Consider the following 24,709-nt stretch of genomic DNA (forward strand, 5'->3'; position numbering starts at 1 on the left):
GCGAATGACCCTGGCTTTCCCGGGGGTTGGATTCCACTGTTTTGCGGCGTTTACGAATTGGTAGTACTCTACTCATGGTTCCGGGATGGCGTAGGTCTGTGCGGCCAATGTGACTGGCGGGCAGACGTGCGCATGGCACAATCCATGCAGCCGTAAGACTTGTGTAGCATCTCGGGAACCCCGCCGCGGTCTGGCCAATGGGGAGTTCGCCCGGGTTGTAGCGTATCGGGGGCGTGATAATGACAACCGACCATCGGGATTCCGGGCAGGCCCACAAGGGTCAACGGCGCGCCTTGTTGTGTTCGACCGCCCTGGTCGCAGCGGTTCTCGTCTTCGCGCCCCGGACAGCGATGGCGCAGGAGATCATCGACAATGGCGACCACGAGATCGTCGATGGAGACGGGCTGGGCACCGGCGCGCCGCCGTCGACCCAACCCAGCCACTGGACGCTCGGCGGCAATCTCCGGGTCGGCGACGTCGGCCCCGGATTTCTGACCATCCGCAATGGCGGCGCGGTCACTAATGCGTATGCCGCGGTCGGCTTCGGCACCGGCACCACCGGGGACGTCATCGTCACCGGCGCGGGCAGCATATGGACCAATACCAGCGAGCTGTGGGTCGGCCAATACGGAAGCGGCACGGTGACCATTGAAGACGGCGGCGCGGTCTCCGGTCTGGTCGGAGCGGTCGGTCTTTTCGCAGGCTCCACCGGCACCGTCACCGTCACCGGCGCGGGCAGCCTATGGACCAATAGCTACCGGCTGTATCTCGGCAAATCAGGCGACGGTGCCCTGACCATCGCGGACGGCGGCGCGGTGACGGCCGGCGAGGTAAAGCTCGCGTTGGACGCCGCCACGACCGGCACGCTCAATATCGGCGCGGCGGCCGGTGATGCGGCGGTCGCCGCCGGGTCTCTGGACACGCCAAGGATCATCTTCGGGGATGGCTCGGGCACACTGGTCTTCAATCACACCAGTCCTGATTTCGCGCTGGACGCCGATATTTCCGGCGACGGCACGATCCGGCTGCTGGCCGGATGGACCCGGTTGTCGGGCGACAGCAGCTATACCGGATCCACCCTGCTGGAAGGCGGCACGCTGTCGCTGGGCTCGGATACGGCGCTGGGGACCTCGACCCTGACCACGACCGGCTCGGTCGTGGACTATGTCGACGGCGTGAGCATCGCCAATCTGATCGTCATCGATTCCGACACCACCCAGTTTCAGGTGCTGACCGGATCGGCCACGCAATCCGGCGTGATCTCCGAACTCAATGGCCCCCGGCCGTTCGAGAAGATCGGCAACGGCGAACTGGTGCTGACCGCCGCCAACAGCTGGACCGGCCTGACCACGGTGCGCGACGGATCCCTGACCTTCGACGGCGGCTCCGTGGCGCTGGCGGCCGATTTCGTGGTCGGCGATCAGACCGGCGACAGCGGCGCGCTGATCATCGAGAACGGCGGCACAGTCTCCAATACACTGGGCTATATCGGCTACGATACAGGCTCCACCGGTGCGGCCACCGTCACCGGTGCGGGCAGTAGCTGGGCCAATAGCGACGATCTGTTTGTCGGCAACGCCGGCAACGGCACCCTGACTATTGCGGACGGCGGCGCGGTCTCAAATACGGATGGCGGGATCGGCTACGGCTCCGGCTCCACCGGGGCCGTCACCGTCACCGGCGCGGGCAGCGCCTGGACCAATAGCGATGATCTGGCTGTCGGCTATTCCGGCAACGGCACCCTGACCATTGCGGACGGCGGCGCGGTCTCCGGTCTGGTTGGAGCGGTCGGCTTTTTTCCAGGTGTCATCGGGACCGTTACCGTCACCGGCGTGGGCAGCACCTGGACCCATAGCGGGCTGTCGGTCGGCTATTTCGGCAACGGCACCCTGACCATCGCGGATGGTGGCGCGGTCTCCGATGAGTATGGCCTGATCGGTGCCGGCTCCGGCTCCATCGGCACGGTCACCATCACCGGTGTGGGCAGCCGCTGGGCCAATAGCGGCAGTCTGCAGGTCGGCAATTTCGGTGACGGCGCGCTGACCATCGCGGACGGCGGCACGGTCTCCAATACGCTGGGCACGATCGGCGCCAACTCCGGCTCCACCAGCACGGTCATCGTCACCGGCGCGGGCAGTACATGGAACAATAGCAACGGTCTATTTGTCGGCTACATCGGTGACGGCACGCTGACCATCGCGGACGGCGGCGCAGTGAGTGCGAGCGGGGTGATCGTCGCCGTGACCGCCACCGCGACCGGCACCTTGAACATCGGCGCTGCGGCCGGGGATGCGGCGGTCGCCGCCGGGTCGCTGGACACGCCGACGATCACCTTCGGGCCCGGCACGGGCACACTGGTCTTCAATCACACCAGTCCCGATTTTGCGCTGGACGCCGATGTTTCGGGCGCCGGCACGATCCGGCTGCTGGCCGGATGGACCCGGTTGTCGGGTGACAACAGCTATACCGGTGCCACCCTGCTGGAAGGCGGCACGCTGTCGCTGGGCTCGGATACGGCGCTGGGGACCTCGACCCTGACCACGACCGGCTCGGTCGTGGACTATGTCGACGGCGTGAGCATCGCCAATCTGATCGTCATCGATTCCGACACCACCCAGTTTCAGGTGCTGACCGGATCGGCCACGCAATCCGGCGTGATCTCCGAACTCAATGGCCCCCGGCCGTTCGAGAAGATCGGCAACGGCGAACTGGTGCTGACCGCCGCCAACAGCTGGACCGGCCTGACCACGGTGCGCGACGGATCCCTGACCTTCGACGGCGGCTCCGTGGCGCTGGCGGCCGATTTCGTGGTCGGCGATCAGACCGGCGACAGCGGCGCGCTGATCATCGAGAACGGCGGCACAGTCTCCAATACACTGGGCTATATCGGCTACGATACAGGCTCCACCGGTGCGGCCACCGTCACCGGTGCGGGCAGTAGCTGGACCAATAGCGACGACCTGTTTGTCGGCAACGCCGGCGACGGCACGCTGACCATTGCGGACGGCGGTGCGGTCTCCAGTCTGAATAGCCTGATCGGCTTTGATACGGGCACCACCGGCACGGTCACCGTCACCGGGGTGGGCAGCACCTGGACCCATAGTCAGGATCTATTGGTCGGCTTTTTCGGCAACGGCACCCTGACCATCGCGGACGGCGGCGCGGTCTCCGATGAGTATGGCTTGATCGGCCTTTATCCAGGCGCCATCGGGACCGTCACCGTAACCGGTGTGGGCAGCACCTGGACCCATAGCGTCGATCTGTTGGTCGGCTATCTCGGCAACGGCGCCCTGACTATCGCGAATGGCGGCGCGGTCTCCGATGAGTATGGCCTGATCGGCTTTGATACAGACGCCACCGGCGCGGTCACCGTCACCGGTGCCGGCAGCAGCTGGACCCATGGCGAAGAGCTGTTTGTCGGCTATTACGGCGACGGGACGCTGACCATCGAAAACGGTGGCGCGGTCTCCAATACCTATGGCTCGATCGGCTACGAAACAGGCTCGACGGGCGCGGTTACCGTCACCGGTGTGGGCAGCACCTGGACCAACAGCGAGGAGCTGTATGTCGGCGACTACGGCGATGGCACACTGACCGTCGCGGACGGCGGCACGGTCTCCAACACCTATGGCTCGATCGGCTTTGACACAGGCACCATCGGGACCGTCATGGTCACCGGCGCGGGCAGCACCTGGACCAACAGCGAGGAGCTGTTTGTCGGCGAGTTCGGAAGCGGCACACTGACCATCGCCGATGGCGGCGCGGTTGAGGCGGACGGGGTGACCCTGGCGTGGGACACCCTCGGCACCGGCACACTCAATATCGGCGCGGCGGCCGGGGATGCGGCGGTCACCGCCGGGTCGCTGGACACGCCGACGATCACCTTCGGGCCCGGCACGGGGGCGATCGTCTTTAATCACACCAGTCCCGATTTCGCGCTGGACGCTGATATTTCCGGCATCGGCACGATCCATGCCCTGGCCGGCCAGACCACCCTGACCGGCGACAGCTCTGCTTTCAGCGGTCCGACGGCGGTTTCCGGGGGCGACCTTCGGGTCACCGGCGGTCTTGGTGGCGACGTCACGGTCTCGGGCGGCTCGCTGGGCGGGTCCGGCACGGTGCTCGGCGCGGTCTCGGTCGGGGCGGGGGCCCTGGTCGGCGTGCAGGGCCAGACCCTGACCATGGGGTCGCTGAGCCTGTCTTCGGTCTCGAGCGTGAATGTGGCGATGGGCGCGCCCGCGCCCGACGTGCTGTTTGCCGTCGGCGGCGACCTGGTGCTGGACGGAACCGTGAATGTCACCGACCTGGGCGGCTTCGGCGCGGGGGTCTATGGGCTGATCAGCTATGGCGGCGGCCTGACCGACAACGGTCTGGTCGTCGGCACCACCCCGACAGGGGTTGTGGCCGGCGATCTGGCGGTTCAGACCTCGGTGGCCGGTCGGATCAATCTGATCAGCGCCGCGGGGCAGGACCTGCTGTTCTGGGACGGCGGCGACCCCACCCTGCACGACAACGGTGCCATTGACGGCGGCGACGGGACATGGAGCGTCGGCGGCCAGACCTGGGCCACGGCCGACGGCCTGGTCAGCAGCGCCATGCGGCCCAACCCCGGCTTTGCCATCTTTCAGGCCACGGCCGGAACGGTCACCGTCGACGGCCCCGGCATCGGCGTCACCGGCATGCAGTTCGCGGTTGACGGCTACAGCGTCACCGGCGACGCCGTTGAGCTGGCGGCGGCCGAGACCCTGATCCGGGTCGGCGACGGCACGGCGGCGGGCGCGGGCATGACCGCGACCATCGCCTCGGCCCTGACCGGCACTGGTCAGCTGGTCAAGACCGATCTTGGGACCCTGATCCTGACCGGCACCAACAGCTATGGCGGCGGAGTCGAGGTTCGCAACGGCACCCTGGTCGGCGATACGGCCTCACTGATCGGCGACATCGCCAACGATGCGACCATGGTGTTCGACCAGACGACGGATGCGATCTTCGCCGGCACCATCGCCGGCGGCGGTGCCACGATCAAGGATGGCGCTGGCAGCCTAACCCTGACCGGTGCCAACACCATGGACTGGACCGTCCGGACCGGCGCCCTGACGGTGGGAGCTGCCGCCTTCGCGGGCGACGTGACGATCGATACCGGCGCGGCCTTCAACTTCAACCCGGCCGCTGATCTGGTCTGGACCGGGGTGTTGTCCGGGGCGGGCGACTTCGGCAAGTCGGGTGCCAACACTCTGACCCTGACCGGGGATTCCTCCGGCTTCGGCGGAGCGACTTCGGTGCTGGGTGGCCTGCTGCGGATCAACGGTGCCCTTGGCGGCCAGGTAACCGTCAGCACCGCAGGCCGGATCGGCGGCTCGGGCCAGGTGGGGAGCCTCATCCTGGGGGACGGCGGGACCCTCGCGCCCGGCAACTCCATCGGCACCCTGAACGTCGCCGGCAATCTGACGATCGCGGCCGGCTCGGTCTATGAGGTCGAGGTCGACCCGGCCGGCAGCGCCAGCGACCTGATCGCCGTGGCCGGCACCGCCACCATCGCCGGCGGCACGGTCCAGCACATCGGCCTGAGCGGCGTCTATACCCCGGTCAGCAGCTACACCATCCTGACCGCGGTCGGCGGGGTCACCGGCACCTTTGACGCGGTGGATTCCGACTACGCCTTCCTCGAGACCCGTCTCACCTATGACCCCAACGCGGTCCGGTTGGTGCTCGAGCGTAACGACGTCTCCTTCGCCGGCGTCGGACACACCTTCAACCAGCAATCGACCGCCGACGCGATCGAGGCCGGCGGCTGGGGCACGCCCCTGTATAGCGCCCTGGTCACGCTGAACGCCGACAACGCCCGGCTGGCTTTCGACCAGCTGTCGGGCGAACTGCACGGCTCGGTACGCTCGGCCATGATCGAGGACAGCGGCCAGGTGCGGGGCATGGTCGGCCAGCGCCTGCGCGATGTCGGGACGGATGTCCGCGGTGTGTCGATGTGGGCCCGGGCCCAGGGCTCGCTCGGCCATATGGCGACCGACGGCAATGCCGCGTCCTTGCGCAACCGGACCGGTGGCCTGTGGCTGGGGGCCGAAGCCGTTGCGGCACCGGGACTGGTGCTGGGCGTCGCCGCCGGGGCCGACAGCGCGACCCACGATTCACTCCGGTCCGGACAGGCTGATCGCGACGGTTACCAGCTGGCGGCCTACGGCTCGGGACAATGGGGGGCCTTCACACTCTCCGCCGGTGTTTCGGCGGCCTGGGACGATATCGAGACCAAGCGTACAGCGATCTTCCCCGGTTTCGCCGAGCACCTTGAAGCGGACTATAGCGCCGAGACCCTTCAGACCTTCGCCGAGGCGACCTGGTCCGTCCCGGTCGGGGCGGCGGTGATCGAGCCGTTCGCCTCCATCGCCCATGTCCGCACAGAAACCGACGCCTTCACCGAGACCGGCGGCGTCGGGGCCCTGTCAGTGCGCAAGCAGAACCAGGCGGTCACCTTCGCCACCCTGGGTCTGGGCGCGCGCCGCAGCTTCGATGACGGCCCGGGACGCAACGGAACCCTTGGGGCACGGTTGGGCTGGCGTCACGCCTCGGGCGACCTGACGGCCGAAACCACCCAGGCCTTCGCCGGCGGCACCGCCTTCACCGTGCGCGGCCTGCCGGTCGACGAGGACGCCCTCGTCGCCGAACTGTCCGGCTATCTGGCGCTCAGTGAGACCATGGCGCTCAAGGTGGACTGGACCGGCCACGCCGGCGACCACACCGCCCAGAGCCTGTCGGCGACCCTGAACTGGCGGTTCTGAAGCCGCGGGATCTGCGGCAGTCACGCCGGAGGCCATGCGGCCCCGCATCAGTGAACGCCAGACTCGTGTTCGTGAAATTGCGCCGCAAATCCAGTGGCAAGGCGCGTCTCGCCGGGCCGATTTACAACGTGACGGCGAGCATACCGCCAAGTCAAAGGCCATCAGGTGGCTGAATTTACAAAGAAAATGGCGCACCCGGAGCGATTCGAACGCCCGACCCCCAGATTCGTAGTCTGGTGCTCTATCCAGCTGAGCTACGGGTGCGCACAGGCCTTTACGGCGAGGGCGGGTATCTAGCCGCTCGATTGGCGCGGCGCAAGCGGGTTCGGGGAGTTTTTGCGGGCTTGGCGAAGCGGGGAGGGCAGCCTAGGTCTGGAGCCTGTCCGTCGTCCCTCCCGAGACCGTCCATGCGCCCTGTCCGTTCGTCGCTCGTCGTCCTGTCCCTTGCGGCCGTCCTGGCCGTGACGACGGCCTGTGGGGGCCTGCCGGGCTTGCGGACTGATCCCGCGGTGGGCGTCGCCCCGGTGGGGCCCCCGGCCCCGGCCCGCGGGCCGTTTGTCGCCGCGGCCAATCCCCTGGCGGTCGCGGCCGGAATGGCGGTGCTGCAACGCGGCGGTTCTGCGGTTGATGCGGCGGTGGCGGTGCAGGCGGTGCTGGGGCTGGTCGAGCCCCAGTCCTCGGGCCTCGGCGGCGGGGCCTTCCTGATGCATTTCGACGCCAGCACCGGCGAGGTCACCGCCTATGACGGGCGCGAGACGGCCCCGGCTTCGGCCACCGACCGCCTATTCTATGAGGACGGTCGGCCGCTGGATTTCAGGGACGCGGTGCTGAGCGGTCGCTCGACCGGCGTGCCCGGCGTGGTGGCCATGCTGGGCCAGGCCCAGCGCGACCACGGCACCTTGGCCTGGAGCGACCTGTTCGGCGACGCCGAAACCCTGGCTCGCGACGGTTTCATCGTCAGCCCGCGCCTGGCGGGCTTCATCGCCGGCCGTGGCGGTCAGGCCCGCACCCGCTGGGCCGAGGCCTATTTCACCCGGCCCGACGGCGGCCGCTATGTCGCGGGCGACCGGCTGCGCAATCCGGCCTATGCCACGACCCTGGCGCGGATCGCCACCGGCGGGGCCGAGGCCTTCTATCGCGGCCCGATCGCCGAGGGGATCGCCGCCACCGTGGCCGAAGCGCCCCGGCCCGGCGGCCTGACCACGGCCGATATCGCCGCCTACCAGCCGATCGAGCGTGGGGCCCTGTGCCGACCCTACCGCGTCTATGTGGTCTGTGTGCCGCCGCCCCCGTCCAGCGGCGTGGCCCTGCTGCAGTTACTGGCCATGGCCGAACAGATCCCGGACATCGACCGGGGTCCCGACAGTGCCGCGGCCTGGACCGCCTTCGCCCAGCTGCAGCGGCTGATGTACGCCGACCGTGATCGCTATGTCGCCGACCCGGGCTTCGTCGGGGTGCCGGTCGCCGGCCTGCTGGATCCCGGCTATGTCGCCGACCGCGCCGCCCTGGCCCCGGGCCTGCGGGGCGCGGCCCCGGCCGGCCTGCCGCCCGGCGGTGTGTTCCGGGGCCCAGACGCCACCGCCGAGCCCGCCGGTACCTCCCATCTCGTTATCGTCGATGCCGCCGGCAACGCCGTCAGCATGACCACCACGGTCGAGAGCGTGTTCGGCTCGGGCCGGATGAGCGGCGGCTTCTTTCTCAACAACCAGCTGACCGACTTCTCGTTCGCGCCGACCCGGCTCGACGGGGAACCGGTCGCCAATGCCGTGGCTGCGGGCAAGCGGCCGCGCTCGTCAATGTCGCCGGTCATCATCCTCGATCGTCAGGGGCGGCTGATCGGGGCCCTGGGCTCGCCGGGCGGCTCGTCGATCCTGGCCTACAATGCCAAGGCCCTGATCGCGGTTCTGGACTGGAACCTGCCGGTCCAGGCCGCCTTCGACCTGCCCAATCTGGTAGCCAAGGGTGACGGGTTCGGGGCTGATACCGAGCGGTTTTCCGCCCGGCTGGCAGAAGAGCTGGCGGCGCGCGGCATCGTGCTGCGTCCCAATGCCAGTGAGAATTCGGGTCTGCACGGCGGGATCTGGCGCGACGGTCGTTGGGACGGCGGGGCCGATGACCGGCGCGAGGGCGTGGTCGAGTCGGTCGCTCTGGCGCTCAGGCCCTGATCACCAGTCGGGTTTGATCGACAGCTGGAAGGCGATGAGGCCTTCGGACACATCGGTATCGACCCCTTGGCCGACGCGCAGGTCCGACGGGCCCAGTTCGCGATAGACCAGACCGATCGAGCTCTGGATGTCGCCCTTGCGGAAGGCGACGCCCAGCGAGGCGTCTCCGATGAAATTGCTGGAGTCGTGGCTGACGCCGGAGCGGGCGAAATCCCCGTCCCGGGTGCGGGCGAAATTATAGCCGACCGCGCGACCGGATCCGGCGGCATAGATGTACCAGCGGGCCCGTTCGCCGAAGGCTTCCCGGCCGGCGGGCACCAGCCGCTCCATGTCGGTCCCGATCTGCAGCATGGCCCCGGCCTCGGCGGTGCCGCCCCGGGTGCCGACGCCGACGCCGGCGTGGGGGATCAGGGTCACCTCGAGACCCGAGGCGGTATAGCCCAGGGTCGCGGGCCAGCCGCGGATATAGCTCAGGTCATAATGTTCGGCCTCGAGCGCCGCCGGTTCCAGCGGACTGACCGGAACAGGGGCCCCGTCGGCGCGGCGTAGCGCGCCCTCGGTCCGCAGGCGCAGACGGTCGGTGAATTCGGAGGTTTCGAACCAGATGTCGCGGCGATCGATGGCGCGGGGGGCCACCCCGGTGGCGGGGTCCACGAGCCCGGCCGACGTGTCGAACGACGGGCTGAAGCCGTCCCCGTCCAGCCCGCCAAACGGCAGGGTGCGATCCAGCTGGATCAGCAGGTCGGCGACGGTAGCCGGTGGTGCCGCATCCGGGGCGACGGTGGTATCGACGATCCAGGAGGTCGGCGCGGTCTGGGACTCGGCCGAATCGGCGCTGGCGCAGATCAGCGCCATCCCCATTCCGGTCAAGATCGTCACCAGACGCATCAACGGCCCCCTCAGTCCGTTAGCGATGGGAATCCTTTACCAGAATCCCCGGTCCGCCAACACACATTTTCGTCCCAATGCAAACGGGTCGGCGGGGTGGCGGTTCCACCGGAGACGGAACGGATCAACCGGTACCGGCCCCTGCGGGCCGGTACCGTGCCGTCACTGGCAGGCCAGGCACTCATCGTAGTCGGTCGGCGCGGCGCTGAAGAGGTCGGGCTGGTTGGGGTCGAACTCGACCTCGGCCTTGTCCTCGGAGCCGGCGAAGGCGGCCCGCTGCACCGATTTGGAACGCAGATAGTAGAGCGACTTCAGGCCCCGCTCCCACGCCGACCAGTGCAGCATGTGCAGGTCCCATTTGTTGACGTCGCCCGGGATGAACAGGTTGATCGACTGGGCCTGGCAGATCTCGGGCGTGCGATCGGCGGACAGTTCGACGATCCAGCGCTGGTCCAGCTCGAACGCGGTCTTGAAGATGGATTTCTCGTCGTCGGTCAGCTCATCGAGATGCTGGACCGAGCCTTCGTGCTCGAGGATCGACGACCAGATGGCCTCGGTGTCGAGACCCTTTCCGGCCAGGATTTTCTCCAGATAGGGGTTCTTGACGGCGAACGAGCCCGACAGGGTCTTGTGCGTATAGATGTTGGCCGGGATCGGTTCGATGCCGGCCGAGGTGCCGCCGCAGATGATCGAGATCGAGGCGGTCGGGGCGATGGCCAGCTTGTGGCTGAACCGTTCCATCACATCGCGCTCGGCCGCATCCTCGCAGGCCCCCTTTTCTTCGGCCAGCAGGCGGCTGGCTTTGTCGGCCTCGCGACGCAGATGCTTGAACAGCCGCATGTTCCACGACTTGGCCATCGCGCTTTCGAAGGCGACGCCCTGGGCCTGCAGGAAGGAGTGGAAGCCCATCAGACCCAGACCGACCGAGCGCTCGCGCTTGGCCGAATAGACGGCTGCGGCCATCTCCGGCGGGGCCCGGCGGATGAAGTCTTCCAGCACGTTGTCGAGGAAACGCATCACGTCCTCGATGAATTTCGGCTCCTCACGCCACTCCAGGAAGGTCTCGGCATTGACCGACGACAGGCAGCAGACCGCCGTCCGGTCGACGCCCAGATGGTCGCGGCCGGTGTGGAGCATGATCTCCGAGCACAGGTTGGACTGTTTCACCTTCAGGCCCAGGTCGCGCTGATGCTGCGGCATCTGGCGGTTCACCGTGTCCGAGAAGATCAGATAGGGCTCGCCGGTCTGCAGGCGGATCTCGAGGATTTTCTGCCACAGGCTGCGCGCGTCGACGGTGCGGATGACTTCCTGATCCTTCGGCGACAGCAGGTCGAAGGTACGCCCGTCGCGCACCGCCTCCATGAAGGCGTCGGTGATGTTGATGCCGTGGTGCAGGTTCAGGGACTTGCGGTTGAAGTCGCCCGACGGCTTGCGGATCTCGAGGAACTCCTCGATCTCGGGGTGGTGCACGTCCAGATAGACGGCGGCCGAACCGCGCCGCAGCGAGCCCTGCGAAATCGCCAGCGTCAGCGAGTCCATGACGCGGATGAAGGGGATGATGCCGCTGGTCTGGCCCGCGCCCTTGACCTTCTCGCCGATCGACCGGACCCCGCCCCAGTAGGTGCCGATGCCGCCACCGTTGGAGGCCAGGGCGACGTTCTCGTTCCAGACCGACTGGATGCCGTCCAGGCTGTCGCCCACGGCATTGAGGAAGCAGGAGATCGGCAGGCCGCGGTCAGCGCCGCCGTTCGACAGCACCGGCGTCGACGGCATGAACCAAAGCTTGGACATATAGTCATAGACGCGCTGGGCGTGGCCGGCGTCGTCGGCATAGGCGGTGGCGACGCGGGCGAACATGTCCTGATAGCTCTCGCCCGCCAGCAGATAGCGATCCTCGAGGGTCTTCTTGCCGAAGGCGGTCAGCAGATCGTCGCGCGACCGGTCCAGTTGCAGGGACGGCACCACCGACAACTGCGGCCGGTCAGTCGTGTCCGCAGTCGCAACCGACTGGAATTCAACCGTCTTCAAAGCTTCGCCGCCAGCCATTGGTAATTCGCCCTGAACTAAAATCATTGATCGTTGCCGTCGCGCCCTGACCACATCATCTAGTGGCCGAAGCGCTCCCCAAGCCCACATATGGGGCGCAGATGGCTAACGACCCGTCAACGGGCTTGACGATCACTTTCTGTCCGAATCGCTTCGGAAGGCGGGATGAGCCTGTGGGAAAGCGGATGACAGGGGCATGACGGGCTGTTGAGCTTTGCGATCACGAAGGCGTGATGTCGAGTTCGGCGGAACGGGCGGACAGCTTGGCCGTTAGCAGCCGATGACCCGCACGACCGCCCCGGGAATTCTGTCCCGGCTCCTGCATCTGGCCCGGACCGAACTGGCCCTGCTCAGTGGCCTGCTGATCGTCGCCCTGGGGATATGGGCCTTCGCCGGCCTGGCCGACGAGACCGGTGAGGTCGGCGGTCAGGCCTTCGACCAGGCCGTGCTGGCGGCGATGCGACCCAATGCCGATCCGTCTGACGCCTGGGGGCCGTGGTGGCTCCAGGCTGCGGCGGGCGACATCACCGCCCTGGGCGGCATCGCCGTGCTCGGCCTGTTCGCCACCGTCGTCGTCGCCTTCCTGCTGATCCAGCGCAAGCGGTTGTCGGCTGTGATGCTGATGCTCGGTCTCGCCGGCGGCGTGGTCCTCAGCGAGGGCCTGAAGGGGGTGTTCGAACGGGCCCGGCCACCCGCGCTGTTCCAGGCGGTCGAGACGATCAACGCCAGCTTCCCGTCCGGCCACGCCCTGCTGTCGACGGTCTTCTATCTGACGGTCGGCGTGCTGCTGGCCCGGACCCTGCCGCGTCGTCGCCTCAAGGTCTTCGTTCTGGGCACGGCGGTGCTGATCGCCCTGCTGGTGGGTGCGACTCGCGTCTATCTGGCGGCCCACTGGGCCACCGACGTTCTGGCCGGCTGGAGCGTGGGGGCCGCCTGGGCCATGAGCCTGTGGCTGGGGGCCTCCCTGATCGAGCGGCGGCAGCGATCCCGACACGCGGCCCTGCAGGATTCGCCGGCTCCGGCAGCGGAGCCCGCCGGTCCCGATTGATCCGGTGCAACCGTGGCATCTGAAATTTAACCTATGGGTGCGATCAAGGCTGTTCACGTGGTCGGGAGGGACCGTATGCACGGTCGCTGGCGACTGTTTCGACATGATGCAGGTCAAGCCTCGGGTCCGCCCGCCTGGACCTATGTGGTCCTGTTCACGGCCTGCCTGCTGATCGGCATCTGGAGCGCCCGAACCTTCGGGGCCGTGGTCATCTGGCCCGCCAACGGCGTGATGCTTGCCGCCCTGTTGCAACTCCATCGTCGCAAGGCCATCTCCGTCCTCGCTGCGTGCCTGGTCATCAATCTGCTCGCCAATGTCGTGCGCGGCGACCCGATGCCCTATCTCTGGCTCAACGCTGTGCTCAATCTGGGTCAGGTCTGTGTGGCCGGTCTGATCGCCCGCCGGGTCGGCGGGGCCGCCCTGGATCTGCGCCGTCCGCGCCGACTGGCCAATTTCGCGCTGTTGGCCGTGACCCCGGCCGTTCTGCTGTCGGCCCTGTTCATCGTCACGGTAGCCGGCACGCTGCAATCCTATTCTCCGGCCCTCTATCTGTTCACCCTTGTGCGCTACTCGGCGATGGAAATCCTCGGGTTGCTGATCGTCACACCGGCCCTGCTGCTGCTCGCCAAATCGCACCGCTTCCGCGACACCGCCCCCGCCTCGCGGCGCGAGACCCTGGGCCTGATGGCCCTGCTGGTGCTCGTGACCACGGGTGTGTTCGTTCAGTCGCTGGCCCCGCTGGTCTTTCTGATCTTTCCCGCCCTGATGCTGGTCGCCTTCCGCGTCTCGCCGGTGTGGGTGGCGTGTGCGGTGCTGCTCGTCGCTTTGATCGGCGGAGTCAGCACAGTGACCGGTCATGGTCCGGCGGCGCTGACACGGGTGATCGGGATTCCCGGACTGGAAGCGGTTCCCCTGGTCATCCACCGGCTCAACGCCTTCTATCTGTGCATGCTGGCCGTGGTGCTGACCGCCCTGCCGGTGAGCACGGTCATGTCCGCCCGTCGCGGCCTGGTCGCCCGGCTGGAGGCGCGGACCCGGGCCGCCCAGCAGGCCCGTCGCCGCGCCGAGGAGGCCGACGCCGTCAAAACCCGCTTTCTGGCGCTGATGAGCCATGAGATGCGCACGCCGCTGAACAGCGTCACCGGCTATGCCGAGGTCCTGGCCCGCCGTCCCGCGATGGAGCCCGAGGCCCGTGATCAACTCGACCAGATCCAGCGTTCGGGCGAAGTCCTGCTGATGCTGGTCGAGGATGTGCTGGCGGTCTCCCGCGGCGACGACACACTGGACCTTCAGCCCCTGACCCTGTCGGTTCTGCTGGACACCGCGCTTGAGACGAGCCGTTCCACCGCGGTGGAAAAGGGTATCGCCCTGACCCTGGATGTCCGTCCGGCCGCCATCGGGCCGGTCATGGGCGATCGTTGTCGCCTGCGGCAGACCCTGCATCATCTGATCGGCAATGCCGTGAAATTCACGGACGAAGGCTCGGTGTCCGTCGTCGCCGACCGGATCGGTGAGGACGTGGTCATCACGGTCGCGGATACCGGCTGCGGTCTCGACCTGGCCGGGGTCGATGCCCTGTTTGACGTCTTCGTCCAGGGCGACGATTCGATCAGCCGCCGTCACGTCGGGGCCGGGATCGGCCTGGCCGTGGTCAAGCGCCATGCCACCATCATGGGCGGCGACATCAGCGTAGACAGTCGCCCGGGCCAGGGGACGACCTTCACCCTGCGTCTGCCGATGGGCCTCGCCGCCAACGATCTGGATGTCGGCACCGATCCGCTCACGGGCGGTGAGGACTCCCTGTCCCGCACGCCCCGGGTCCTGGTGGTGGATGACCACCCGGCCAATCGCGAGGTTGCCCGTCTCATGCTGACTGCGGTCGGTTGCGAAGTGGCCGAGGCCGCCGATGGCGACGAGGCCGTCGACATGGCCCGGGCCGGGATGTTCGATCTGATCCTGATGGATGTGCGGATGCCGCGTGTGGATGGACTGGCCGCGACCCGCCTGATCCGGGAGTTGCCCGGAGCCGTCGCCCGGACGCCGATCCTGGCGGTCACCGCCGATGCCATGCCCGCCGACGCCGCGCGCTGTCTTGCAGCGGGGATGAACGCTCACTTGGCCAAGCCGATCTCGCATCAGGCCCTGTATGCGGCGATGGAGACCCTGCTTTCGGGGCCGACATCGGACACCGCCGCGGTGGCCTGATCCGGCCCGGACCGGGTGCCGCAATGCGATATTCTTGCCGTACGCCATCCTATGGGCGCTACTGAACCGGTTCATTTCCGACAGCATTTTTCCGGGCAGGGGCTAATTTCCCGCCCTGGTTTCCGGCACGCCTAGACTCGCGGGATGACCTGCGATCCTCCAAACCCCGCCCCGCTGCCGCCACCGGACCTGTGGACCCGCGCCCGCGCCGACTATCTGGCCGGCGTCTCCGCCCCCGTGGTGGCTGAACGTTACGGTCTGTCCGAACGCACCCTGCGCCGCCGCGCCGCCACTGAGGGCTGGCGTCGTGTGGATCAGTCGCCCGTCGTGCTCGAACCCCCGCCGCCCTGGAACCGGGATACCCTGTCCCGCGAGGAGGCCATCGAACGATTCCCTGAACTGGCCGAGGTCGAGGCGGCAGCCTCCAACGACGCCTTCTTTCTGCTGTTCGATCCGGACCAGAAGGATCTGCGCCGGTACGCCTTCCGCCATGCCGCCGAGTCCGCCGCCTTCGGCCGACCGGCTGAAGCAGTGGTCTGGATGCGACTGGTCCAGATGCTGGATCGCACAGGCGAGCAGACGGATCGCCTCGGGCGGCCCTTCCGGGAAGAAGACTATCTCCGCGCCGCCTATCTCCGCCGGCTCGGTGAGGACGTTGCGCCGCCGCCCGGGAGCGAACCGTCACCGCACGAACCCTGAAGGGGGATGGCACGGTTGGCACCCCGATTCCGCAAAACCCTGCCACGACGCTGGCCGGTTTCGTCCCGGGCTTATCCCCGGAAGTCTCTCTTCTGCCTACCATATCTAGCGGTTTTGCAAAAAGTGATCGCAACATAGCCGCATTTGCCCTTGGCGCCGCCGCCATCCACCCGCATGCTAGGGGTCGATTTCCGGATTTCCAGTCAGAGCCTGTACCGATGAACGCCCACGCCATCATCAAGCCCACCACACCCGGTCTGCTGACCCGCTCGGCCGCTTACAAGCCGTTCCGCTATCCGTGGGCCTTCGACATGTGGAAGAAGCAGCAGCAGGTCCACTGGATGCCCGAGGAGATTCCGCTGGGTGAGGACTGCAAGGACTGGGCGGTCAATCTGAACGACAAGGAGCGCAATCTGCTGACGCAGATCTTCCGCTTCTTCACCCAGGCCGACATCGAGGTCGCCGACAACTACATGGAAAAATACGGCCGCGTCTTCAAACCCACCGAGGTGAAGATGATGCTGTCGGCCTTCGCCAATATGGAGACCATCCATATCGCGGCCTATGCCCTGCTGCTGGAAACCATCGGCATGCCCGAGAGCGAGTTCGGGGCCTTCATGGAATATGAGGCCATGCGCGACAAGCATGACTTCATGCAGGAGTTCGGCGTCGAGACCGAGGCCGACATCGCCCGCACCCTGGCCATGTTCGGCGGCTTCACCGAAGGTCTGCAGCTGTTCGCATCCTTCGCGATGCTGATGAATTTCCCGCGTCAGAACAAGATGAAGGGGATGGGCCAGATCGTGTCCTGGTCCGTGCGTGACGAGAGCCTGCACTGCGAGGGCATCATCAAACTGTACCACGCCTTCAACAAGGAGACGGGGGCCGTCACCAAGGCCGTGGCTGACGACATCGTGGGTTGCTGCGAAACGGTCGTGGCGCTCGAGGACAAATTCATCGACCTGGCCTTCGAAGCCGGCGAGGTCCAGGGCATGACCCCCGAGGACATCAAACAGTATATCCGCTTCATCGCCGACTGGCGCCTGCGCCAGCTGCACCTGCCCGAGGTCTACGGGGTCAAGGAAAACCCGCTGCCGTGGCTGCAGTCCCTGCTCAGCGGTGTCGAGCACGCCAATTTCTTCGAGGCCCGCGCCACCGAATATTCCAAGGGCGCGACCACCGGGGCCTGGCACGGGGCCGACGGCGTCTGGGGCAGTTTCGATGCGATGATGCAGCGCCGGACAGAGCCGGTCGAAGGCTAGTTCCGGCGCGGCGGTCGCTCAGATCGCCGCGAACCACTCATAGCCGCGGTCTTCCCAATAGCCGCCCTTGCCGTCGCCGATGCCGTCCAGGCTGGCGACGGCTTCTATGCGTTTGATATATTTGGCATGCTTATAGCCAAGCTGACGCTCGACCCGCAGCCGCAGCGGGGCCCCGTGGGGTATGGGCAGGATCTCACCGTTCATCGCCCAGGCCAGCAGGGTCTGCGGATGTCGGGCGTCGACCAGGTCGATGCTCTCATAATAGCGGTCGCCGCCCTCGGTCTGGTCCAGGGCGTCGAAGCAATGGAAGACGATATAGCGGGCTTCGGGCTTCAGCCCGGCCTCATCCAGCAGGGTCTCCAGCCGCACCCCGGTCCATTCGGCGATCGAGGTCCAGCCCTCTACGCAGTCGTGTTTGGTGATCTGGGTCCGGGCCGGGCGGGCCCGTAACTCGACCAGAGACAGGCTCAGGGGCCGTTCGACCAGTCCACCGATCTCCAGCCGGTAGGCGGCGAAGGCCCCGTCGCGCAGGGCCACATAGTCGGCGGCGGCCGGACTGATCGAGCCGTTGGGCCGGAAGTCGGGCGAGATCTCGGCCCGGTCATAGGTCGGGGCCAGAGCGTCGGCCGGGATCAACAGTCGCTGGGCCCGTCGGGTCAGGCCCTCAGCCATGCGCCCGGCTTGGGTCGCCAGCCGGTTTCCCGCCTCGCCGCAGGCGGTCAGGCCCGCAGCGGCGGTCGCCAGTAACCCCAACAGCCCGTGACGACGGTTCATGACGGGTCTCCGTCCGGGTCGGTCGGTGGGATCTCGCTCTCCGTCGGCTCAAGCACGAACCAGCCGGTGATCATCGCCCGCATATTGTTGAACAGGCCGGTCCAGATCACCAGGCCGACATGGATGATGATGAAGCCGACGATCAGTCCGGCCGAGATGAAATGCAGGGACCGGGCCGACTGCCGCCCGCCCATGATGTCCAGCAGCACGCCGCCGATGGCGTTGAAGCCCGGCGACATGCTCAGTCCCGTGATCAGCATCATCGGCAGGACGATCAACACCATGGCCAGATAGGTCAGCTTCTGAATGACATTATAGGCGCGGGCTTCCTCGTCCTTGGGGAAGTGGAAGCGGGCGTGTTCCTTTACCGAGGCCCAAAGCCCCCCCAGATCGGTTCGAGTGGGCCACAGGCGTCGCCGGAAGCGACCGCTGACCACGCCCCAGGCCAGATAGGCCAGACCGTTCAGCACGAAGACCCAGGCGAACAGGAAATGCCAGTGCCGCGCCCCCGCTAGATTGCGACCCTGGGGGAGCAGCAGCCAGTTCGGGACCGCCGGGGTGTTGATCCAGGGATCGGCGAAGGTCGAGCGCAGGCCCCAGTACAGGTGCGGATGGGCGGCCAGGATGTTCAGCCCGCTCATGATCAGCACGATGACTGCGGCGACGTTGATCCAGTGGCCGATCCGCACAGTCGTCGGATGTCGCCAGACCGCGATGCGTCCGTCGGACAGGGCGCGGTCAGGCCGGGCCGGGCTCACGAGCGTGCTGCCGGATCATTGCCGATGGAGATGCCGACCATGCTGAAATCCCCGCTATGTCGTCCACGCTCCCATGCGCGACTCTCGCGTGCAAGCGGTGAGGGGGGCTCAGTTCGGGGCGTTGGCCCGACAGTCGCGCCGGCCGCTGGCCTCGCAGGCCCGGATCATTGCCTCCCAGGTCGCCCGGGCCCGGTCATACTCGGCCCGCGCGGCGGTGGCGGTTCTCTGCTCGGCTTCGTAGTTGGCCTGTAGCGTGGCGGCCGTGGCGGCTTCCGTGCGGTAGCGGGCCTCGGCCTCCGCATGGGCGGCGGTGTCGGTGGCCTCTTGCCGGGCAACCGCCTCATTGTGGGCGGCGATCTTCGCGTTCAGGTCGGCGGTCGCCGCCAGCTCGTCCGGATCCTGTTCGCTATCGGGGGCCCGGTGATAGGTTTCGCCCCGGGCCTGAAGGCGGGCCGCCTCGGCCGCGGTCTCCGGCGCTGGCGGCGGCGTCTGGGTCAGAGCCTGTGCGGCTCCGGCGATCAGGATCAGGCCGCCGGCCAGGCCTGCGGCGGTTCTCAGGGTCGGACGAATCATCAGTCTGTTCTCCTCGGCGCGTGCTGCCGATCGTGGCGGCCAAGCGGGGCCGTTTCGCGGCGACTCGCTACAACAACGCCCGATCCGCGGTTTGGAGCCATCACTCCGGCAGTTTCAGCTCGAAGGTGGTGCCGCCGGGTCCGGTGTCGACCAGACGCAGATCCCCGCCGTGGTTGGCGGCCAGCTCGCGGGAAATGGTCAGACCCAGTCCCGTGCCGTCCGCGCCGCCCCCGCTGACGAAGGGATCAAACAGTCGGCCCGCCATGCGCGCATTGATGCCCGGCCCGTCATCGCTGACCCGCACCCGGCAGGACCCGCCTTCGCCGGTCGCCGAGACCCGGATCACGCCCTTCTGACGGCCGGAGGCCTCGATCGCCTGCCGGGCGTTGCGCATCAGATTGACGAGGATGCGATGCAGCTGGTCGGCATCGGCATTGATGCTGTAGCGGGCCGGGATCGACCGGACCAGCCGCACCCCGTCGGCCTCGAGGCCCGCATCTTCGGCTGCGGCCTTGACGGCAGCAGCCAGGGCGATGGGCGTGCGTTGGGGCAGGGGCTCCTCGCTGCGCCCGTACTCCAGCACATTGCGGGCCAGCGCCGCCGCCCGTCCGAGCGCCCGCTCCAACCGCGGCAGGACCCGGGCCACCTGGGGGTCGGGCGAGCCCGCCAGCCGCTCGGACGCGATCTGGGCCGAGGTCAGCATGTTGCGCAGGTCGTGGTTGATCTTGGCCACGGCCTGACCCAGCGCGACCAGCCGGGCGCGTGAGCGCAGCGACAGCCGGACTTCTTCCTGCATGCGCGCCAGTTCGCGCTCGACCCGGCCGATCTCGTCATGCCGGGTACTGGGGGGCTGGCCCTCGGTTTCGGGATTGGTGGCGAAATGCTCGATCGAGCGGGTCACCCGTCGCAGCGGCTGCAGCACCAGAAAGGCCAGCGCCGCATACAGCAGGCCACCGGCCACGGCCGAGATCAGCAGCGACACCAGCAAGCTGTTGAGCAGGAAGGCCCGCAGTTCCAGCTTCAGCGGCTGGGCCGGGGCCAGCACCTCGATGAAGTCGCCGGAACGATAGCGCGGCCGGGCCTGCACCCGGATGGACCGATCCGGGTGACCGGCGAGGGTGCGCCACGGATCCAGTAGCCAGGCCCCGACATTGCGCTGTCTCAGGTCGATCACATCGGGGGTGCGCGGCAGATTGGGGGCCTGCAGCAGCAGGCGACGCACGCCCTGGTCGCCGACCACCACGGCCTGGACCCCGCCGATCGTCAGCAGTTGTTCAGCCGTGGCGTCCTCGACGGCAGAATAGGGCAGGGCCTCGACCCCGACCGAGGCCAGCTCGGCCGACTGCAGCCGGTCCAGCAGCCAGCGCTCATGGAAGGAGGCGGCGCTGGGGGCGATGATCAGCGCCCCGACCGCCAGGGTGAAGCCGACGGTCAGCAGCAGCAGTCGCCACGACAGGCCGTCCGGGGCCGGGACATGCAGCCGTCCGCGCAGGCGCTGAACCCAATTCTCGGGCAGGCGCAGACGCAAGGGCGCGCGGGACGCCGGCGCGCCGTCTGTGACCGTCCTTGCGGCTGGAGGGGTGCCGGTCGTGGCCGGGCTCGGCGGGGTCATGCGGGGGTCTCCTGGCCACGGTCCCGCCAGACCTTACCCAGTTTGAGGCCCAGCGGCAGCAGCAGCGACAGGAAGACCACCCCCATCAGCGGCCAGAAGAAGCGCGACACCAGCAGGGACAGATCGACATGTTCTCCCGCCTGAATCATCTCACCCAGACCCGCGCCGATCGAGGTGTAGATGAAGGTCGAGGGCAGCAGGCCGAAAAAGGTGGCGAGGATATAGGGGCGCAGCGGGGCGGCGATCATGCCGGCGGCGGCGTTGATCAGCACGAAGGGCACGCTGGGGATGACCCGCAGGGTGAACAGGGTGACGAAGGCATTACGGTCCACCCCCTTGGCCAGACGATCCATGAAACCCGCGTCGGCGGCGAATTTCGCTCTCAGCCAGGTGCCGATGGCGGTGCGATAGACCAGATAGATGACGACCGAGCCGATGGTGGCCCCTGTGGCCTGGGCCAGGGCCCCGACCCACGGGCCGAACATCATGCCGCCCAGCAAGGTCAGGAACACCGGTCCGGGGATGGTCGAGGCCGTGGCTGTCGCATAGACGGCGATGAAGGCGACGAGCGCCAGCCAGTAATGCTCCTGAGCATAGGCCTGCAGGCCCAGACCATGCTCGCGGATCATGTCCATCGACAGGTAGCGGTTCCAGCCCAGGCTGAAGAAGGCGACCGCCAGGCCGGCGATGGCCATCAGCGGCAGGAGGCGGATTGCCCACTCTCTAGCTGATCGTTTCGCCATGCCTCAGAATGCCTTCCTGTGCCGGGTCTGCGTTGACACCTGCGGTCATGCGCCTTATACGCCCGCCCTCCTGCGGTGACGTTCCTTATTCGTTAGCCGTGCAAACCTTTAGACCCCGGAGCCGACCGTGAAGCGGACCTATCAGCCGTCGCGACTCGTGCGCAAGCGCCGTCACGGCTTCCGTTCGCGGATGGCCACCAAGAACGGACAGAAGATTGTTGCGCGGCGTCGCGCCAAGGGCCGCAAGCGCCTGACGGCCTAAGTCGTCGGGCTTTTGTGCCTCGCGTCCCGGTGGACGCATGACAGATGATCTCAACATCGAGCGCCTGACCTCGCGGCCCCAGTTTCTGGCGGCCGCGAGAGGCGTTTCGGAAGCCCGTGGCGCGGTGGTTATCCAGCGACTCGACCGTCATGACGGTGACACCATGGTGCGTGTCGGTTTTACCGCCACGCGCAAGGTCGGTGGTGCCGTCGTGCGCAACCGTGCCAAACGCCGCCTGCGCGAAGCCGCACGGGCTATGGTTCCCCTTATCGGGCGTGCCGGAAGCGACTATGTCTTCATCGCCCGGATGGGTACGGCAGGCCGTTCATGGGACCGTTTGCTTGACGATGTGAAATCGGCGCTTACAAGGCTCGCGACCCCGCGGCCGGCGCCTGGCGCCATTCCACCCGCCCGCGACCCTTCCGGCCAGGACCGCTGAACTCCATGCAGAATGACAACAGCAGGAACACGATCATCTTCGTCGTGATCGCGATGATCTTCCTGCTCGGCTACAGTGAATTCGTGATGAAGCCGCAGGCCGAGCGCCGTCAGGCGGCTCAGCAGCAGGCGACGGAACAGACCACCGGAACGTCTGCCGACGGCGTGGCTTTGGCCGCCAGCCCCACCGCCGCGGTGTTCGTGACCGACCGCAGTGCCGCGCTCGGCACAGGGGCGCGGGTGCCGATCCAGACGCCGACGCTGAAGGGCTCGCTGTCGCTGGAAGGCGGTCGCATCGATGACCTGTTCCTGATCGACTATCGCGAGACGCTGGCGGCGGACTCCCCGCCGGTCGAGCTGTTCCGCCCCCAGGGCATGGAGCACAGCTATTCGGCCCTGTTCGCCTGGAACGGCCCCAACGTCCCGGGTGGCGTGCCCGGTCCGCGTACGCCGTGGCGATTGACTGACGGCTCGGTGCTGACGCCGACGACTCCGGTCACCCTGACCTGGGACAACGGCCAAGGCCTGCGCTTCACCCGCGTGATTGCCATCGATCCGCAGTATCTGTTCACCGTCACCGATACGGTCGCCAATTTCGGCACCCAGGCCATCACCATCGCGCCGTTCGGCCGGGTCGAGCGCCAGGGCGTTCCGGACCACGTCGGCCGCCAGATGATCCTGCACGAAGGGGCCATCGGCACCTTCGGCGCTGAAGATGGAAAATTCTCGACCCAGCAGTTGAAATACAAGGACTGGGCCAAGAAGGAACGGGTTCAGCACACCTCGACCGGCGGCTGGCTCGGCATCACCGACAAATACTGGCTGGCGGCGATGATCCCCGATCAGTCCGAGAAGATCGAGGCCGAGTTCCGTGTGCGCAGCGGCGGCGGTGCCGATATTCACGAGGTCAACATGTTGGGCGCGGCGCGCACCATCGCGCCCGGCCGCCAGATCACCGAAACCCAGAGGCTGTTCGCCGGGGTCAAACGCAACGAAATCCTGACGGGCTATCAGGACGAACTGAACCTGCCGCGTTTCGTCTATGCGATCGACTGGGGGATGTTCTGGTTCCTGACCCGCCCGATCTTCATGGTCGTGGAGTTCTTCTTCGGGGTTCTGGGCAATTTCGGCCTCGCCATTCTGGCCCTGACCTTTGTCGTCAAGCTGATCATGTTCCCGTTGGCCAACAAGTCCTACGAGAGCCTGTCCAAGATGCGCAAACTCCAGCCGCTGATGGAGGAGATCAAGAAGAAGAATCCGGACGATCCGGCTGCGCAGCAAAAGGAAACGATGGCGCTCTATCAGCGCGAGAAGATCAATCCGCTGGCGGGCTGTCTGCCCATCCTGGTCCAGATTCCGGTCTTCTATGCCCTGTACAAGGTGCTGTACGTGACCATCGAGATGCGGCATGCGCCCTTCTTCGGCTGGCTGCGCGACCTGTCGGCCCCGGATCCCTCGACCCTGTGGACCCTGTACGGCCTGATCCCGTGGGACCCGACCTCGCTGCCGCTGGTCGGCACCATTCTCGGCACCAATTTCGCCCTCGGCATCCTGCCGATCTTCTACGGCCTGACCATGTGGCTGCAGATGGCGATGAACCCGCCCGCACCCGACCCGGTGCAGCGCAAGATCTTTGCCTTCATGCCGCTGGTGTTCACCTTCATCATGGCCACCTTCCCTGCGGGCCTGCTGGTCTACTGGGCCTGGAACAACATCCTCTCGATCCTGCAGCAGTGGTTCATCATGCACCGCTTCAAGGCCGAGAATCCGATCGACACCTTCATCGCCCGCTTCAAGAAGACGGCGTGACCGATTTCACCCCCGAGGAGCTGGAGGCCGCGCGGATCCTGTTCGCGCGGCCCGCGACCTTCGTCATGGGCGCGGCCAAGATCGAGCAACTGCCAGAACCGGACCTGCCCGAGGTCGCCTTCGCCGGGCGCTCCAACGTGGGCAAGTCCAGCCTGATCAACGGGCTGGTCGGCATGCACAAATTGGCCCGTGCCTCGAACGAGCCGGGGCGCACGCGCGAGGTCAATTTCTTCGACCTCGACGGCAAGACCCGGCTGGTCGACCTGCCGGGTTACGGCTGGGCCAAGGCGTCGAAAACGACGGTGCGAAAGTTCCAGGACCTGGGTCGCGACTATCTGCGCGGCCGCGTCACCCTGAAGCGGGTCTATCTGCTGATCGACAGCCGCCACGGCCTGAAGAAGGTCGACGACGAGGCTCTGGAAGCGCTCGATCTGGCCGCGGTCAGCTACCAGATCATCCTGACCAAGGCTGACAAGCTGAAGAAGGGCGAGGCCGAGGTTGTCCAGGCGGCGACGCTTAAGGCCATTTCCAAACGTCCGGCGGCCTTCCCGACGGTGATCGTTACCTCGGCGGAGAAGGGTGACGGCATGGCCGAGCTGCGCGCCGAGATCATGCGCACGACCGGCATCGCCCCCTAGC

At 67.1% G+C, this 24,709-nt stretch carries 17 protein-coding genes and 1 tRNA gene; 10 read left to right on the plus strand and 8 right to left on the minus strand.

Annotated elements, in window-relative coordinates:
* Positions 1–239 precede the first annotated feature (239 nt).
* Positions 240–6,788 carry an autotransporter outer membrane beta-barrel domain-containing protein gene (locus AAC067_RS12825; RefSeq protein WP_339933120.1) on the plus strand — a complete coding sequence of 2,183 codons (6,549 nt, stop codon included), beginning with the start codon at positions 240–242 and terminating at the stop codon, positions 6,786–6,788.
* 187 nt (positions 6,789–6,975) lie between these two features.
* On the opposite strand, the gene AAC067_RS12830 is transcribed toward AAC067_RS12825, so the two are convergent.
* A tRNA-Arg gene (locus AAC067_RS12830) sits at positions 6,976–7,052 on the minus strand.
* 143 nt (positions 7,053–7,195) lie between these two features.
* Here AAC067_RS12830 and AAC067_RS12835 point away from each other — a divergent pair.
* Positions 7,196–8,953: a gamma-glutamyltransferase family protein gene (locus tag AAC067_RS12835; protein WP_339933122.1), complete on the plus strand. Its 1,758-nt coding sequence runs from the start codon at positions 7,196–7,198 to the stop codon at positions 8,951–8,953.
* Here the strand turns inward: AAC067_RS12835 and AAC067_RS12840 are convergent, their stop codons facing one another.
* Together AAC067_RS12840 and AAC067_RS12845 are read right to left on the minus strand one after the other, a co-directional pair.
* Entirely contained in the window at positions 8,954–9,832 is an 879-nt protein-coding gene (locus AAC067_RS12840) for a lipid A-modifier LpxR family protein (protein ID WP_339933124.1), read from the minus strand.
* Between the two features lie 171 nt (positions 9,833–10,003).
* Positions 10,004–11,914 carry a ribonucleoside-diphosphate reductase subunit alpha gene (locus AAC067_RS12845; protein WP_339933126.1) on the minus strand — a complete coding sequence of 637 codons (1,911 nt, stop codon included), beginning with the start codon at positions 11,912–11,914 and terminating at the stop codon, positions 10,004–10,006.
* Positions 11,915–12,167: 253 nt separating this feature from the next.
* Between AAC067_RS12845 and AAC067_RS12850 the strand changes: the two genes are divergently transcribed.
* From AAC067_RS12850 to AAC067_RS12865, 4 genes are all read left to right on the plus strand, one after another.
* A complete protein-coding gene (locus AAC067_RS12850) occupies positions 12,168–12,935 on the plus strand; it encodes a phosphatase PAP2 family protein (RefSeq protein WP_339933128.1) in 768 nt (255 codons plus the stop codon).
* Between the two features lie 75 nt (positions 12,936–13,010).
* Positions 13,011–15,140, plus strand: a complete 2,130-nt coding sequence (locus tag AAC067_RS12855; RefSeq protein ID WP_339933130.1) for a response regulator — start codon at positions 13,011–13,013, stop codon at positions 15,138–15,140.
* Positions 15,141–15,284: 144 nt separating this feature from the next.
* On the plus strand, positions 15,285–15,839 hold the full coding sequence (locus tag AAC067_RS12860) for a hypothetical protein (RefSeq protein ID WP_339933132.1): 555 nt from the start codon (positions 15,285–15,287) through the stop codon (positions 15,837–15,839).
* 218 nt (positions 15,840–16,057) lie between these two features.
* Complete coding sequence (locus AAC067_RS12865; RefSeq protein ID WP_339933134.1) at positions 16,058–17,101, plus strand: ribonucleotide-diphosphate reductase subunit beta; 1,044 nt, start codon at positions 16,058–16,060, stop codon at positions 17,099–17,101.
* 18 nt (positions 17,102–17,119) lie between these two features.
* Here AAC067_RS12865 and AAC067_RS12870 read toward each other — a convergent pair whose 3' ends face one another.
* From AAC067_RS12870 to AAC067_RS12890, 5 genes are all read right to left on the minus strand, one after another.
* Positions 17,120–17,875 (minus strand): molybdopterin-binding protein, encoded by a 756-nt coding sequence (locus AAC067_RS12870; protein WP_339933136.1) that lies wholly within the window; start codon positions 17,873–17,875, stop codon positions 17,120–17,122.
* Positions 17,872–18,633 carry a cytochrome b/b6 domain-containing protein gene (locus tag AAC067_RS12875; RefSeq protein WP_339933138.1) on the minus strand — a complete coding sequence of 254 codons (762 nt, stop codon included), beginning with the start codon at positions 18,631–18,633 and terminating at the stop codon, positions 17,872–17,874. The genes AAC067_RS12870 and AAC067_RS12875 overlap by 4 nt, the downstream gene beginning before the upstream one ends.
* A gap of 108 nt (positions 18,634–18,741) precedes the next feature.
* Positions 18,742–19,206: a cell wall hydrolase gene (locus tag AAC067_RS12880; RefSeq protein WP_339933140.1), complete on the minus strand. Its 465-nt coding sequence runs from the start codon at positions 19,204–19,206 to the stop codon at positions 18,742–18,744.
* 100 nt (positions 19,207–19,306) lie between these two features.
* Positions 19,307–20,818, minus strand: coding sequence for a HAMP domain-containing sensor histidine kinase (locus AAC067_RS12885; RefSeq protein WP_339933142.1), 1,512 nt, complete (start codon positions 20,816–20,818; stop codon positions 19,307–19,309).
* Entirely contained in the window at positions 20,815–21,561 is a 747-nt protein-coding gene (locus AAC067_RS12890) for a TVP38/TMEM64 family protein (protein WP_339933145.1), read from the minus strand. The genes AAC067_RS12885 and AAC067_RS12890 overlap by 4 nt, the downstream gene beginning before the upstream one ends.
* A gap of 127 nt (positions 21,562–21,688) precedes the next feature.
* Here AAC067_RS12890 and rpmH point away from each other — a divergent pair, with 127 nt between their 5' ends.
* The 4 genes from rpmH to yihA are packed head-to-tail and all read left to right on the plus strand — an operon-like array spanning position 21,689 to position 24,708.
* Positions 21,689–21,823, plus strand: a complete 135-nt coding sequence (gene rpmH, locus AAC067_RS12895; RefSeq protein WP_003164000.1) for a 50S ribosomal protein L34 — start codon at positions 21,689–21,691, stop codon at positions 21,821–21,823.
* 37 nt (positions 21,824–21,860) lie between these two features.
* On the plus strand, positions 21,861–22,262 hold the full coding sequence (gene rnpA / locus AAC067_RS12900; RefSeq protein WP_339933147.1) for a ribonuclease P protein component: 402 nt from the start codon (positions 21,861–21,863) through the stop codon (positions 22,260–22,262).
* A gap of 5 nt (positions 22,263–22,267) precedes the next feature.
* The gene (gene yidC, locus AAC067_RS12905; protein WP_339933149.1) at positions 22,268–24,070 is read left to right on the plus strand and encodes a membrane protein insertase YidC; all 1,803 of its coding nucleotides are present in this window, start codon (positions 22,268–22,270) and stop codon (positions 24,068–24,070) included.
* Positions 24,067–24,708, plus strand: a complete 642-nt coding sequence (gene yihA, locus AAC067_RS12910) for a ribosome biogenesis GTP-binding protein YihA/YsxC (RefSeq protein ID WP_339933151.1) — start codon at positions 24,067–24,069, stop codon at positions 24,706–24,708. The genes yidC and yihA overlap by 4 nt, the downstream gene beginning before the upstream one ends.
* Position 24,709 lies beyond the last annotated feature (1 nt).

It is taken from the genome of uncultured Brevundimonas sp. (assembly GCF_963977465.1).
GTDB lineage: Bacteria > Pseudomonadota > Alphaproteobacteria > Caulobacterales > Caulobacteraceae > Brevundimonas.